Genomic DNA, 13,866 nt, shown 5'->3' on the forward strand with positions numbered 1-13,866 from the left:
CAATCAGCCAACCCGCATGGATCGGCGGCAAAACGAAAGGCTTGCGTAAGCGAACGTTTGCTATTTTCCGCCGCGTTTTGTTGCGCCGCGCCAATCGCCGCGGGCCGCGCCGCGCCTGGGTTCAGCAGCTTACGAATAAGCGCCGACGCGCCAGCTTGCGCCGTCGCGCCGCTCGATCGGTCTCCTATACTCGATTCGTGCAATGGCGCGGCATGATTTCGAAGCCGCGGCCTCTGCCGGAACGACATAGCAACCATCCCGCATGGGAGGAGACGAAGATGACCTACTTTACGATCGGCGATTTCATCCTGGTCATTCCGATGGCATTGGCGGGCGCGCTATTCGTCGGCGCGCTGCCCTGCAAGACCGAGTTGCGACACAACGGGCTGCGTGTGCTGGGCGCGCTGATCGGTGTGATGTGCGCGGTGGCGCTGGTCGAGGGTCTGCCGGCGCTCGTGTAGCGGCGCGGCAAAATACCTGCAGAAAAGCCGCACGCTGAGCGTGCGGCTTCGTTTTGCCCTTGCGTCCGTCCGCCTGTTGTGCGGACGGCTCCTCACGCGATCAGATCGCCTGATCGGTCGACGGCTTTTCCCACAGATTGATCCCGCCTTCGGTCGCATAGCGATCGATTTCAGCGAGTTCGTCGGCCGAGAATGCGAGCTTCTTCAGCGCGCCGACGTTCTCGCGCACCTGCTCCGCGCGGCTCGCGCCGATCAGCACCGAGGTCACGCGTGGATCGCGCAACGCCCACGCGAGCGCCATCTGCGCGAGGCTCTGACCACGGCGCTGCGCGATGTCGTTGAGCTTCCGCACGTGCTCGATGTTCCGCGGGCTCAGATGCTCGTCTTTGAGCGAACCGCCGCCCGGCTTGTTGACGCGCGCATCTTCCGGCACGCCGTTCAGGTACTTGCCGGTCAACAATCCCTGCGCGAGCGGCGTGAACGCGATCGTGCCCGCGCCGACTTCATCGAGCGTATCGAGCAGGTCGTGTTCGATCCAGCGGTTCAGCATGTTGTACGACGGCTGATGGATCAGCAGCGGCACCTTGTATTCGGCGAGCAGCTTCGCCATTTCGCGCGTCTTCGCCGACGAGTACGACGAGATGCCGATGTACAGCGCCTTGCCCTGCTGCACCGCGCTCGCGAGCGCGCCCGCGGTTTCCTCGAGCGGTGTATGCGCGTCGAAGCGATGCGAATAGAAGATGTCGACGTAATCGAGGCCCATGCGCTTCAGGCTCTGATCGAGACTCGCGAGCACATATTTGCGCGAGCCACCGCCCTGGCCGTACGGACCGGGCCACATATCCCAACCGGCCTTCGACGAAATCAGCAACTCGTCGCGATACGGTTTGAAATCGTCCGTGAACAGACGGCCGAAGTTGGTTTCCGCGCTGCCGTACGGCGGGCCGTAGTTGTTCGCCAGATCGAAGTGCGTGATGCCGAGGTCGAAGGCCGTGCGCAGGATGTCACGCTGCGTCGAGATCGGCGTGGTGTCGCCGAAGTTGTGCCACAGGCCGAGCGACAGCGCCGGCAGTTTGAGACCCGACTTGCCGCAGACGCGGTATTGCATGTCCGAATAGCGTTCTGAAGCTGCTTCGTAAGCCATTGCTAGTGTCCTTGTCGATGAGATCGCCCGAGGATGGCGGGCGTGAGGATTCGCGCGTTGCGGGAGGCGTGCTGCTGGGGAGATTTGTTGTTGTGGTGTCGCCGCGGTGCGGCCAGACCGCTATGTTAGCCAATCGACGCGGCGCTTGCAGCGCAACCAGTATGCGGGATGGACGAGCACGCACGGCTCACCTACACTCTCGCCGGTTCAGGTTGATGGGAGGTGCAGATGACGAAAGCGATTTCGATCGCGCTGATTGTCGGCGGTATCGTGCTGCTGTATTTCGGCGGGCAGGCATTCAATTCGGTGAGCAGCGACGTGTCGCGCTTCTTTACCGGCTCGCCGAGCAACAAGGCGATCGTGCTGATCGTCGCGGGCGTGGTGGCGACACTCGCCGGGCTGACGGGAATCGCGATGTCGGGGCGCAAGCGCTGAGCGTCGGCGCGAGGCCCGCGACCAAAATAATCTAGAACGCGATCTCGGGCTTCGCGGCCGAGCGCGTGCCGGGCAGGGGCACATTGCTTGCGCCGTGATAGGTGAACACCAGCGAGAACTTCACCTGGTCGCTCAGATTCTTGCCGGCCGAGTGCAGCGTGTTGCAGTGAAAGAACGCCACGTCGCCAGTCTTCAGCTCGGGCGACACCGCCGTGCGGATCGCGGCCTCGTTCTCGGCGAGATCCGCGCGGAAAAACTTCGCTTCGTCGAAGCGGTCCGATGTGAACGCGGCGCCGTGCGATTGCGGCACGAACCACAGCGCGCCGTTATCGACGGTTTCCGGGCCGACAGCGAGCCACACCGACACCAGATCGTCGCGCTCGAACGACCAGTAGCGCACGTCGCGATGCCAGCCGGTCAGGCTGCCGTACGCGGGGTGCTTGGTCATCATGCAGTTGTGATGCGCGCGCGACAGACGCGGCTCCTCGCCAAAATACAGCTCCATCCAGCCACGGATTTCGGACGCGGTCGCCCATTGCGCGAACGCGGAGTGACGACCGTACGCGTCGAGCAGGCGCCGCACCGTATGTCCGCCCGGAGCATCCTTCGATGACGGCGCGCCCGGATACTGCAAATCCGCTTCGAATTCGATCGGCGCCGCCGCTTCCTGCAGCTGTCGCTGCGCGATCCGCTTCAGCTCGTCGCAACGCTCGGGCGACACGAGTCCTGGCACGACGACAAAACCCTGCTCCCGCAACGTTTGAATCTGCTCTTTCTTCGAATGGAGTGACATGGCGTTCCGTTACCGTCGACTGACTGATGTTCGATTGTAAAACGGGCGCGATCGGGATGCGTTGGTTCACCGCGAGAGGCTCCTGCGTCCTGCTGATCTTTTGCGCTGGTCGCCTTCGCTTTTCGCGGCGCGCCAATGCACCGGTTTCAGGCGCGCGGCGCGCCCGCACCGCACATTCGCTGGGCAAACGCGCACGCAAATCGCCCGTAAGGGGTGACAGCAAACCGGCATCAGCGACGATTCGATCCGCGGAGAAATCTGGTTCGCGCAGGGTATTAACCGACTTTCTGACGTCACGATTCCCGTGTAGCCTGCTCGCATGTCGATCGTCGCTTACGCAGTTTTCTGTTGTGCGCAGGCCGCCAGGGCCCGTGCCGTCGGTTTCTCCGCGTTGTACCTTTGCTGCGCTGTGCGCCGTGTTTCGCGTCGCAATCTCCCGCGCCACGACCCGCAACGAATTTCCCGCTTTCAGGCCGTTCATCGCAACCCCGTCATTGGCACATATGGTGCTGTTTGTCCGTGCACATCCGGTGCACGCGCCGACGTGCGGTTCATTGCCTAAATGTGAAGCCATGCATACTCTTTTGAGCACCCGTCTTACCCGCGCCGCGCTGAAAGCGGCGCGTCCCGCGCGCCGCCATATGATGCGGGCGCTGCGCCATCATGCCGCGCGCACCCGCGCGCTCGGCGAGCAGTGGCGCGACGCGAAGGCCGTCGACGGCTTTCGCACCTGGTTCCATACGTTCTTCTCGGCGCTACGCCAGCAGAGCGGCACGCGCCGTCTGTCGCTGCGCACGCTGCTGCGCAAACCGACACCGTTGCGCCTCGCGGTCGCGAAACGCGCGCCGGCGGTGCGCACGCCTGCGAGCCGCCGACCGCGTCGCCTGTCGGCGAGCAGCGGCGGGTGGTTCGCGTTTGCGTTTGCGTTTGCGTTTGCGAGCCGGTGAGATTGCTGGGCCGGGGAGTTGCAGTTGCGCGTTGAGTGGCTAGACCGCTGATCTGCCGACCGGCTGGCCGTTCACCGCTGGGCCGACTTCGAGCACCGCAAGACTTCGAGCACCGCAAGACTTCGAGCACCGCAAGACTTCGAGCACCGCAAGACTTCGAGCGCGCCGCCTCGACGACGTGCTTCGCGCGGCGGCATCGCTACGCCATCAATGGACAAAGAAAAACCCCGCCGGCTCACGCCGGCGGGGTTCGTTTGCTTTCAAGCGGCGATCGGCTCGACCTTATTCGGCAAGCGCCGCGACCGGCTCAGTGCCTGCCGCTTCAGCGAGTGCGAGCGCCTTGTCGGTGGCTTCCCACGTGAATTCCGGCTCTTCGCGGCCGAAATGACCATACGCCGCGCTCTTCTCGTAGACCGGGCGCAGCAGGTCGAGCATCTGGATGATGCCCTTCGGACGCAGGTCGAAATGCTGACGCACGAGTTCCGTGATCGTCGCATCCGACACGCGGCCGCTGCCGAACGTGTTGACCATCACCGAGGTCGGCTGGGCGACGCCGATCGCGTACGACACCTGGATCAGGCAGCGCGATGCGAGGCCCGCGGCCACGATGTTCTTGGCGACGTAACGGCCGGCGTACGCTGCCGAGCGGTCCACCTTCGACGGATCCTTGCCCGAGAATGCGCCGCCGCCGTGCGGCGCCGCGCCGCCGTAGGTATCGACGATGATCTTGCGGCCCGTCAGACCGCAATCGCCCTGCGGACCGCCGATCACGAAACGACCGGTCGGGTTCACGAGGAACTTGATGTCACCCTTGATCAGTTCGGCCGGCAGCGTCGGCTTGATCACTTCCTCGATCACCGCTTCGCGTAGCGTGTCGAGCGCGATGTCCGGCGAATGCTGGGTGGACAGTACGACGGTGTCGATCGAATGCGGCTTGCCGTCGACGTAGCGCACGGTGACCTGCGACTTGGCATCCGGACGCAGCCAGGGCAGACGGCCGTCGCGGCGCAGATTCGCCTGACGCTCGACGAGGCGGTGCGACAGGTGGATCGGCAGCGGCATCAGTTCCGGCGTTTCCTCGCACGCGTAACCGAACATCAGGCCCTGGTCGCCCGCGCCTTGATCGAGGTTGTTGTCGTGCGCGCGGTCCACGCCCTGGGCGATGTCCGGCGACTGCTTGTCGTAGGCGACGAGCACCGCGCAGCCGCGGTAGTCGATGCCGTAGTCGGTGTTGTCGTAGCCGATGCGCTTGATCGTGTTGCGCGCGATCTGGATGTAGTCGACGTTCGCGGTGGTGGTGATTTCACCGGCCAGCACGACGAGACCCGTGTTGCACAGCGTTTCGGCCGCGACACGCGAGTACTTGTCTTGAGCGAGGATGGCGTCGAGGATCGCGTCCGAGATCTGGTCCGCGACTTTGTCGGGATGGCCTTCGGAAACGGATTCGGAAGTGAAGAGATAGTCGTTTGCCACGTTGCAGACTCCTGTTAGTGGTTACGGTTGCGTTCCACGTAGCCGACTTCGGGAGTCTGAAGCGGCGACGCTTTAGCGGATTACCTGACCGATGGACGCATAACCCATGAAAACCCATGGACCGCACCCGCCGGCTTCGCCCCGCAAGTTGTCTATTAACTCGGCGAAGCCCTTATTATAGCGACTTCCTTTGAATGTCACAGAGTCGAAACGAGTGCGGTATCACTTCAATTTTTCCGCTTTCCACAATTTCGCCCCCTGCGGCGCCGCGCGCCTGGAGGCTGCATGCTGAGCCGCTACGGCGCGAAGCTCGCGATCGGGCTGCTCAAACTCTTTGCGCTGTTGCCTTACGGATTCGTCGCTCGTCTCGGTGACGGGCTCGGCTGGCTGCTCTACCAGATCCCGAGCCGTCGCAAGCACATCGTTCATACGAATCTGAAGCTGTGCTTCCCCGACTGGAGCGACGAGCGCCGCGAGGACGTCGCGCAAAAGCACTTCCGTCATGCGATCCGCAGCTATCTCGAGCGCAGCGTGCAGTGGTTCGGCCCGGCGAAGAAGCTCGACAAGCTGATCCAGCTCGACAGCGCGATCGACCTGACGGATCCGAACCTGCCGCCCACATTGTTTCTCGGCTTTCATTTTGTCGGCATCGAGGCCGGTTCGATCTTTCTGAACTACTCGCTGAAGCGCCAGTGCGGCTCGCTCTATCAGCCGATGTCGAATCAGGAGTTCGAGGAAGTCGCGAAAGCAGCGCGCGCGCGTTTCGGCGCGGACATGGCGAGCCGCGCGGACAGCGCGCGCGTCGTGCTGCGCTGGCTGCGCGAACGCAAACCGGTGATGCTCGGCGCGGACATGGACTACGGCGCGCGCAATTCGACGTTCGTGCCGTTCTTCGGCGTGCCGACCTGCACGCTGACCGCAGTCGGCCGTCTCGCCAAGGTCGGGCACGCGCAGGTCGTACCGTTCATCGGCGAGGTGCTACCGAACTACAAGGGCTACCGGCTCAAGGTCTTCAAACCTTGGGACGACTATCCGACCGGCGACGATGACGCTGATGCGCGACGCATGAACGAGTTTCTCGAAGAGCAGATTCCGCTGATGCCCGAGCAGTATTACTGGGTGCACAAGCGGTTCAAGACACGCCCGCCGGGGTTGCCGGGGGTGTATTGAAGGTGGGGCTGGGCTCCTTGCATGCCGTACCGTTTCCGATGTGCCAACGTGTATCATCTGCTATTGGCCGGGCACGGCTCCAATGGGTGATTCACCCAACGGCGGTGAGGCCGGGATTTCCGGCTTCGCCCGCACGCGCGAAGCCCTACGCAGCAACGGATACACGGAAAACGTGAAGCTCAAATTCACCAAAATGCACGGCGCGGGCAACGACTTCGTCGTACTCGACGGCTATACCCAACCGGTTGATCTAACCACGGCGCAGGTGCGCGCGTTGGCGAACCGCCATTTCGGCGTCGGCGCCGACCAGTTGCTGCTGGTCGAAAAGCCGACCGTCGAAGGCGTCGATTTCAGATATCGCATCTTCAATTGCGACGGCGGCGAGGTCGAACACTGCGGCAACGGCGCGCGCTGCTTCGTCAAGTTCGTGCGCGAGCGCGGTCTCACCGACCAACGCAGCGTGCGCGTGCAGGTCCAGAAAGGCACGATCACGCTGACGATGCAGGACAACGGCGAAGTGATCGTCGACATGGGCACGCCCGTGTTCGATCCCGAACTCGTGCCGTTCGCGACCAAGGGTCTGCAAGGCCGCCGCGAAGGCGAGGATACGCTATGGCCGCTCGACGTGAACGGCACGACGCGCTGGATGTCGGTGGTGTCGATGGGCAATCCGCACGCCGTGCAGGTCGTCGACGATGCCGAGGTGTTCCCGGTGCTCGCCGAAGGTCCGGCCATCGAGCGGCACACGCGCTTCCCGCAGCGGGTCAACGCGGGCTTCATGCAGATCGTCAACCGCAACGAGATCAGGCTGCGCGTCTACGAACGCGGCGCAGGCGAAACGCTCGCGTGCGGCACCGGCGCGTGCGCGGCGGTCGCGGCCGGCATCCGGCGCGGGCTGCTGGATTCGCCGGTGCTCGTACATACGCACGGCGGCGATCTGACCATCACTTGGGACAGCGCGCACCCAGGCGCGCCGCTGCTGATGGCCGGCCCCGCAGCCACCGTCTTCGAAGGGGAGATCGAGTTGGCCGAAGAGGCGTCGAGCGCCTCGTCGGACTCGACGCAGCACAATCCGTCCAGCCCGGCCGACATGGCGCCCTCCGTCTAACTCATTGACCGACGCGCCGCCGTGAGGCGGCCGTCCCGTAGTCCTCTAGCCGAAACCATGAACGATCGCGAAGTCGCCGAATACCTGCTCGCCAATCCCGAATTCTTCGTCGAACACGCGGAAACGCTCGCGACGATCCGGCTCGCGAACCCGCACGGCAAAGCCGCGGTGTCGCTGCAGGAGCGGCAGATGGAGATGCTGCGCGACAAGAACAAGCATCTGGAGCGGCGTCTTGCCGAACTGCTGCGCTACGGTCACGAGAACGACAGCATCGCGTCGAAATTCAACCGCTGGACCATCCGTGTGATGGCCGAGCGCGATCCCTACGCGCTGCCGCGCACGATCGCCGGCGGTCTGCGCGACATCTTCGACGTGCCGCAAGCGGCTCTGCGCGTGTGGGACGTCGCCGAGCCGTATGCGCAAGCGGACTTCGCGCGCCACGTCAGCGAGGAAGTGCGGATTTTCGCGGGCAGCCTGAGCACGCCGTACTGCGGCGCCAACACCGGCTTCGAGGCCGCGCAATGGCTCGCGCAAGCTGCGGTCGCGTCCCACGGGACGACCAACCCGGCGGCAAGCGCGACCGACGACCTCGGCGTCGCGTCGAACGGGACGGCGCAGAGCACCGAATCGATCGCGCTGCTCGCGCTGCGCGACCCCGAAGGTGTCGAAGACGCGCCGACGTTCGGCCTGCTCGTGATGGGCTCATCCGACCCGCGGCGCTTCCACGAAGGCATGGCCACCGATTTCCTCACGCAGATCGGCGCGCTCGCGAGCGCCGCGCTGAGCCGGCTGCTGCCGCGCTGAGCCGCGCCACGCAACGTCACCGCGTACCGTGACCGCCGCCGACCCGATCGCCGCCTACCTGTCGCATCTCGAGCACGAGCGGCGGCTGTCGGCGCACACCCTGCGCGGCTACACGCATGAGCTCGCGGAACTGAAGCAGCTCGCCAAAGGCCGAGCGCTCGAAAGCCTCACCGCCGTCGACATCCGCGGCGCCGTTGCGCGCGCGCATGCGGGCGGTCTCACCGCGCGGTCGATTGGCCATCGGCTGTCGGCATGGCGGGCGTTTTATCGCTGGCTCGCGGGCCACGTCGAGTTGCCGGCCAATCCGGTCGCCGCGGTGCGCGCGCCGAAGCAGGCGAAAATGCTGCCGAAGGCGCTTTCCGTCGACGACACCGCGCGCCTGATGGACAGCCCGCCCGCCGACTCGCCCGAAGGCCTGCGCGATCACGCGATGCTCGAGCTGTTCTACTCGTCGGGCCTGCGCCTCGCCGAACTGGTCGGCCTCGACGTGCGTTTCGCCGACGTCGACGGCTATCGCTCGGCCGGCTGGCTGAAACTCGATTCCGGCGAAGTCGAAGTGCTCGGCAAAGGCAACCGGCGGCGCGTCGTGCCGGTGGGCAGCAAGGCGGTCGCGGCGCTGAACGCATGGCTCGAGGTGCGCGAACCGATGGTCCGCCACGATCCGCATCCGCTGTTCCTGTCGGCGCGCGGCAACCGGCTGTCGCCGAACGTCGTGCGCGAGCGCGTGAAGCGCGCGGCGCTCGCCGCCGGCATTCCGGCCAACGTGCATCCGCACGTGCTGCGCCATTCGTTCGCGACGCACGTGCTGCAGTCGAGCGGCGACCTGCGCGCCGTGCAGGAGCTGCTCGGCCACGCGAGCATCACCGCGACGCAGGTTTATACGGGCCTCGATTTCCAGCACCTCGCCCACGTCTACGACAGCGCGCATCCTCGCGCAAAGAAACGCAACTGATCACGCGACTGACGCCGCGCGCCACGACGCGCCGCCTTCGCTTGCACTTTACCTACACCTGATGAATACCGTTACGCTCAAACCGTCGAAAGAAAAATCGCTGCTGCGCCGCCATCCGTGGGTTTATGCCAATGCGATCGAGCACGTCGACGGCCGCCCCGCGCCCGGCGCGACCGTGCTCGTGCGCGCGCACGATGGCCGCTTTCTCGCCCGCGCCGCCTACAGCCCGCACTCGCAGATCCGCGCGCGCGTCTGGAGCTTCGACGAAGCCGAGCCGATCGATCACGCGTTCTTCAAGCGCCGCGTGCAGCGCGCGTTCGCGCATCGTCAGGCGATGGTGCGCGACACCGGCGCCGTGCGGCTGATCTTCGGCGAGGCGGACGGTCTGCCGGGCCTGATCGTCGATTACTACGTCGCCGAGGACGCGGATCAGCGCAGCCAGATCGTCTGTCAGTTCATGGCGGCCGGCGTCGAAGCATGGAAGGACGCGATCGTCGCGGCGCTGGTCGGCGCGACCGGCTGCCCGAACGTCTACGAGCGCTCGGACGTGTCGATCCGTCAGAAGGAAGGGCTCGAGCAGATCACCGGCGTGCTCGCGGGCGAGCCGCCTTCCGAGAAGCTGATCGCGAGCGAAAACGGCGTGCGCTATCACGTCGACGTGCGCAACGGCCACAAGACCGGCTTCTATGTCGACCAGCGCGATAACCGCCTGCTCGTGCAGCAGTTCGCGAAAGATCGCGACGTGCTGAACTGCTTCTGCTACACCGGCGGCTTTTCGCTCGCGGCGCTCAGGGGTGGCGCAAAGCGCGTGGTGTCGGTCGATTCGTCGGGTGAAGCGCTCGCGCTCGCGCAGCAGAACGTCGCGGCCAACGGCTTCGACGCCGACCGCGCGACCTGGCTCGACGCCGACGCGTTCAAGACATTGCGGCGCCTCTACGACGAAGGCGAACGCTTCGACCTGATCGTGCTCGATCCGCCGAAATTCGCGCCATCGCGCGAGCACGTGGACCGCGCCTCGCGCGCGTACAAGGACATCAATCTGACGGGCCTGAAGCTGCTGCGCCCGGGCGGTTTGCTGTTCACGTACTCGTGCTCGGGCGCGATCGATCCCGAGCTGTTCCAGAAGATCGTGTCGGGCGCGGCCGCCGACGCACGCGTCGACGCACGCATCCTGAAGCGCCTTGGCGCGGGCGTCGATCATCCGCTGCTCACTGCGTTCCCCGAAGGCGAGTATCTGAAGGGGCTGCTGTTGCAAATCGCCTGATCGCCCTTATTTTCCCGGTGATTGCGCGTGGCGGCGGCGGCAGCGGCCCGCCTCCGCGCAGGCGGCCATCAGCGCGGCCGCCCCTGCGCCCGCCTGGCAAATATGTTTCAATGACCGGCTGGACGGGGCTCGCGCCATCTGGCTGCGGCGGCCCGCCTAACGCATCTGGCTAGCCTTGCGCGCTAGCGTCCGATCACGCACCGTTTCACGACTTACAGGCGACCCACATGATTCCAGTCACCATCCTGACCGGCTTTCTCGGCAGCGGCAAAACCACCCTGCTCAAGCGCATCCTGAACGAAAAGCACGGCATGAAGATCGCCGTCATCGAGAACGAGTTCGGCGAAGAGAACATCGACAACGAGATCCTCGTGCAGGACACGAGCGAGCAGATCATCCAGATGAGCAACGGCTGCATCTGCTGCACGATTCGCGGCGACCTGTCGCGCGTGCTCAACGATCTGGCCGCGAAGAAGCAGGCGGGCGAAGTGGACTTCGACCGCGTCGTGATCGAAACCACCGGCCTCGCGAATCCGGGCCCGGTCGCGCAAACCTTCTTCATGGACGACCAGATCGCGAGCGAATTCCTGCTCGACGCGATCATCACGCTGGTCGACGCGAAGCATGCGAACCATCAGCTGGACGAGCACGAAGTGGTGCAGCGCCAGGTCGGTTTCGCGGACCGGCTGTTCATCACGAAGGCCGATCTGGTCGACGAGCGGCACGTGGGCGATCTGCGCCACCGTCTGCTGCACATGAACCCGAAGGCGGCGATCAAGGTCGTCAATTTCGGCGAGGCGGACATCAAGGAAATTTTCGATCTGCGCGGCTTCAACCTGAACTCGAAGCTCGAAATCGATCCGGACTTCCTGAGTGAAGACGAACACGCGCATAGCCACGCGCACGCGCACGACGAGCACGGCCACACGCAAGGCGACCATGACCACGATCACGCCAATTGCGATCACGACCATGGCCATTGCGATCACGAAGGCCATGATCACGGACATCACCACCATGCGCATCACGACGACAAGATCAAGTCGTTCGTGTACCGCAGCGATCGTCCGTTCGATCCGAACAAGCTCGAAGACTTCCTCGGCGGCATCCTGCAGATCTATGGCGAGCACCTGCTGCGCTACAAGGGCGTGCTGTACATGAAGGGCGTCGATCGCAAGGTCGTGTTCCAGGGCGTGCATCAAATGATGGGCAGCGACCTCGCCGCGAAATGGCAACCGGCCGAGAAGAAGACCAACAAGATGGTGTTCATCGGCATCGAACTGCCGCGCGATCTGATCACCGACGGTCTCGACGCCTGCCTCGCCTGAGCGGGCGCAGCGCCGTCGCGCAAGCAAGCCTCGGAGCAAGCCCACGACACGCCGCGCGCAGCGCGGCATGCGCCGTGCTACTTCTAGTGCGGTGAGACGCCCGCCGCCGACTGCGCGGGCGTGAATCCTCTGCTGAAACTGCGACGCCGCGGCGCCGAGGCCTTTCGAATCCAGGCCATATGAAAAACGCGTGAAAACCCTGCTGTATTAAAGCGCGCACGACCATCGCTTTTTGGCTTTCTGCGCGTTATATTTTCGGGATATCGCAGCGCCGCAGGCCGGCTTTCAGCAGTTGCGGTGCCGTATTGTGATTCAGTTACAATACGTGCCCACTGGAGAATGACAACGAATTGCCCGGTCGCGCGTATCCCGCGACGGGCCTGAAACGGCGCCGGAAAATCTTGTCCGGAGACACGCCGAAAACGCCGGCGGGCATGGCCTGAAAGGGCACGCGCTCGTCGGCGAGCGATGCCTCAGGAGCATGTGTGAATCGGTTTCCAGAGGAGTTCGGCCCCGCAGCGGCGTAGCTAGCAACGCCCGGTGTGTGGGCGCCAGGCGCTTCGGCGTCACGACAGTCCAACGTTCGTGGCCACCCTGCGCTGCGCGTCCGCGCGACGCGTTTGCGGGCAATACGAAAGTGCGGGCCCTATGAGTTTTGCCTCACATTGAAGAAGTAAGCCAGATGACGACGAAACGACTCTTGACCGAAGCCGAAATCCTGAAGATGAGCGACAAGGATTACATGAATGCGGATCAGCTCGCCTTCTTCAAGAACAGGCTCGAACAGTTGCAGGCGGACATTCTCCGCAATGCCGGCCAGACGACCGAGAACCTGCGCGAAACGGTCATCGTGCCGGACCCGGCCGATCGCGCCACGATCGAGGAAGAGCATGCGCTCGAACTGCGCACGCGCGACCGCGAACGCAAGCTGCTGAAGAAGGTGCAGCAATCGATCGCGCGAATCGAGGCGGGCGACTATGGCTGGTGCGAGGAAACGGGCGAGCCGATCGGCATTCCGCGTCTGCTTGCGCGGCCCACGGCTACGCTGTCGCTCGAAGCCCAGGAGCGCCGCGAACTGCGCCAGAAGCTGTTCGGCGACTGATTATCTGCGGCGCGGCTTCGGCTTAGCGCCCTGAAAACGCTGCTTCGTCGAGAGGCGCACGGTGAACCGTGCGCCTTTTCTTTTTGCGCGACATCCGCGCATGCTCCGCCATCCGTCCCGCCCCGCCGTCCCTTCCCGCCTCGTTTCTCAGGCTCCCTGAGCGGATTTTCAGTTTTTCGTCCTATGCCTTCCGGCGGATCTTGATATGACCGCGCGCGCCCTAAAATAGATCGGACATGCGCTCACGAGCGCGCCAGCCGGCGCGCCGTCCGCTGACTGGATTCATGCGGTAGCGCACAGCGCTGCCGCGTTCTACCCGTTTTGCAAAGAGGAACGCATATGGAGCAATTTCACGGCACGACGATCGTTTCCGTGCGCCGCGGCAACAAGGTGGCGCTCGGCGGCGACGGCCAGGTCACGCTCGGCAACATCGTCATGAAAGGCGGCGCGAAGAAGGTCCGGCGCATCTACAACGGCAAGGTGCTGGTCGGCTTCGCCGGCGGCACGGCGGATGCCTTCTCGCTGCTCGACCGCTTCGAGGCGAAGCTGGAAAAACATCAGGGCAATCTGACGCGCGCGGCCGTGGAGCTCGCGAAAGACTGGCGCACCGACCGCATGCTGCGTCGTCTCGAGGCGATGCTGATCGCCGCGGACGCGACCACCACGCTCGTCATCACCGGCAACGGCGACGTGCTCGATCCCGAAGGCGGCATCTGTGCGATCGGCTCGGGCGGTGCGTACGCGCAGGCGGCCGCGAAGGCGCTTGCCGACAACACCGAGCTGTCGCCGCGCGACATCGTGGAGAAGTCGCTGGAAATCGCCGGCGACATGTGCATTTACACGAACCATAACCGCGTCATTGAGACGATCGAGTAAGGACCCATC

At 64.5% G+C, this 13,866-nt stretch carries 14 protein-coding genes; 11 read left to right on the top strand and 3 right to left on the bottom strand.

Going from position 1 to position 13,866, the window contains the following annotated elements:
• Positions 1-278: 278 nt before the first annotated feature.
• Complete coding sequence (locus HDG34_RS13930) at positions 279-461, top strand: hypothetical protein (protein WP_090805541.1); 183 nt, start codon at positions 279-281, stop codon at positions 459-461.
• Positions 462-561: 100 nt separating this feature from the next.
• On the opposite strand, the gene mgrA is transcribed toward HDG34_RS13930, so the two are convergent.
• Positions 562-1,605 (bottom strand): L-glyceraldehyde 3-phosphate reductase, encoded by a 1,044-nt coding sequence (gene mgrA / locus HDG34_RS13935; protein ID WP_184060877.1) that lies wholly within the window; start codon positions 1,603-1,605, stop codon positions 562-564.
• A gap of 228 nt (positions 1,606-1,833) precedes the next feature.
• Here mgrA and HDG34_RS13940 point away from each other — a divergent pair, with 228 nt between their 5' ends.
• On the top strand, positions 1,834-2,040 hold the full coding sequence (locus tag HDG34_RS13940; protein ID WP_018419114.1) for a DUF3185 family protein: 207 nt from the start codon (positions 1,834-1,836) through the stop codon (positions 2,038-2,040).
• Between the two features lie 31 nt (positions 2,041-2,071).
• Here HDG34_RS13940 and HDG34_RS13945 read toward each other — a convergent pair whose 3' ends face one another.
• Entirely contained in the window at positions 2,072-2,833 is a 762-nt protein-coding gene (locus tag HDG34_RS13945) for a phytanoyl-CoA dioxygenase family protein (protein ID WP_184060879.1), read from the bottom strand.
• Between the two features lie 572 nt (positions 2,834-3,405).
• On the opposite strand from HDG34_RS13945, the gene HDG34_RS13950 reads away from it, so the two are divergent.
• Positions 3,406-3,780, top strand: coding sequence for a hypothetical protein (locus HDG34_RS13950; protein ID WP_184060881.1), 375 nt, complete (start codon positions 3,406-3,408; stop codon positions 3,778-3,780).
• A 282-nt stretch (positions 3,781-4,062) separates the two neighbouring features.
• Here the strand turns inward: HDG34_RS13950 and metK are convergent, their stop codons facing one another.
• Positions 4,063-5,253 (bottom strand): methionine adenosyltransferase, encoded by a 1,191-nt coding sequence (metK, locus tag HDG34_RS13955; protein ID WP_090802193.1) that lies wholly within the window; start codon positions 5,251-5,253, stop codon positions 4,063-4,065.
• Between the two features lie 285 nt (positions 5,254-5,538).
• Between metK and HDG34_RS13960 the strand changes: the two genes are divergently transcribed.
• The 8 genes from HDG34_RS13960 (at position 5,539) to hslV (ending at position 13,857) form a co-directional block, all read left to right on the top strand.
• The gene (locus HDG34_RS13960; protein WP_184060883.1) at positions 5,539-6,423 is read left to right on the top strand and encodes a lipid A biosynthesis lauroyl acyltransferase; all 885 of its coding nucleotides are present in this window, start codon (positions 5,539-5,541) and stop codon (positions 6,421-6,423) included.
• 172 nt (positions 6,424-6,595) lie between these two features.
• Positions 6,596-7,531 carry a diaminopimelate epimerase gene (dapF, locus tag HDG34_RS13965; RefSeq protein WP_184061033.1) on the top strand — a complete coding sequence of 312 codons (936 nt, stop codon included), beginning with the start codon at positions 6,596-6,598 and terminating at the stop codon, positions 7,529-7,531.
• Between the two features lie 57 nt (positions 7,532-7,588).
• On the top strand, positions 7,589-8,335 hold the full coding sequence (locus tag HDG34_RS13970) for a DUF484 family protein (protein WP_184060885.1): 747 nt from the start codon (positions 7,589-7,591) through the stop codon (positions 8,333-8,335).
• 28 nt (positions 8,336-8,363) lie between these two features.
• Positions 8,364-9,287, top strand: coding sequence for a tyrosine recombinase XerC (gene xerC, locus HDG34_RS13975; RefSeq protein WP_184060887.1), 924 nt, complete (start codon positions 8,364-8,366; stop codon positions 9,285-9,287).
• A 61-nt stretch (positions 9,288-9,348) separates the two neighbouring features.
• A complete protein-coding gene (locus tag HDG34_RS13980) occupies positions 9,349-10,551 on the top strand; it encodes a class I SAM-dependent rRNA methyltransferase (RefSeq protein ID WP_090802199.1) in 1,203 nt (400 codons plus the stop codon).
• Positions 10,552-10,778: 227 nt separating this feature from the next.
• A complete protein-coding gene (locus HDG34_RS13985; protein WP_184060889.1) occupies positions 10,779-11,879 on the top strand; it encodes a GTP-binding protein in 1,101 nt (366 codons plus the stop codon).
• 682 nt (positions 11,880-12,561) lie between these two features.
• Positions 12,562-12,981 (top strand): RNA polymerase-binding protein DksA, encoded by a 420-nt coding sequence (dksA, locus tag HDG34_RS13990; RefSeq protein WP_090802202.1) that lies wholly within the window; start codon positions 12,562-12,564, stop codon positions 12,979-12,981.
• Positions 12,982-13,320: 339 nt separating this feature from the next.
• On the top strand, positions 13,321-13,857 hold the full coding sequence (gene hslV, locus HDG34_RS13995) for an ATP-dependent protease subunit HslV (protein ID WP_184051150.1): 537 nt from the start codon (positions 13,321-13,323) through the stop codon (positions 13,855-13,857).
• Positions 13,858-13,866: the final 9 nt, after the last annotated feature.

The sequence above is a fragment of the Paraburkholderia sp. HC6.4b genome (assembly GCF_014200875.1).
GTDB classification, from domain to species: Bacteria; Pseudomonadota; Gammaproteobacteria; order Burkholderiales; family Burkholderiaceae; genus Paraburkholderia; species Paraburkholderia tuberum.